The organism is Bradyrhizobium sp. 18BD (genome assembly GCF_054185225.1).
In genome coordinates this window covers 1-515 of the sequence record NZ_JAVAYL010000112.1, presented here as the reverse complement: position 1 = coordinate 515, position 515 = coordinate 1, and the positions used below count along the sequence as shown (strand labels likewise).

The following is a 515-nucleotide window of genomic DNA, read 5'->3' as shown; positions in this document are numbered from 1 at the left end:
GCGATCGATCCGTCATGCAGGCCGATAATCTGCCGGACGAGCGCGAGCCCGATACCGAGGCCACCCGCTGCCTGGTTGCGGTGATCTTCCACCTGCTCAAATATCTGGAAGATTCGAGACTGCATCTCGGCCGGGACACCCACGCCATTGTCAGTAACCGTGATCACCGCATGCTGGTCCGCGCAGTGTGCGGTCAGTGAGATTGCGCCTCCATTGGGCGTATATTTGGCGGCGTTGTTGAGAAGATTGGCCACCACCTGGGCGATCCGGGTATGGTCGGCGTCGAGCCAGATTGGCTCGTCCGGTACATCGACAGTGAAGGCATGGTCGGCGGCGTCGATATTGGGCTCGCTCGCTTCTATCGCGGAGCGGAGGATCGCGCCCAGCGCTACCCGCTCTTTCCGAAGCGAGATCTTGCCCTCGCTGATCCGCGAAATGTCGAGAAGATCCTCGACCAGGCGGGAGAGATGGAAGAGCTGCCGCTCCATACTTTCGCGAACGGCCTCGGCCTTCCC

1 protein-coding gene is annotated in these 515 nt (G+C 61.4%); it reads right to left on the bottom strand.

The genetic code is table 11. The annotated features are described in order from the left end of the window. On the bottom strand, nt 1-515 hold a 515-nt coding region (locus RAD16_RS40640), incomplete at both ends, for a sensor histidine kinase (protein ID WP_458163648.1).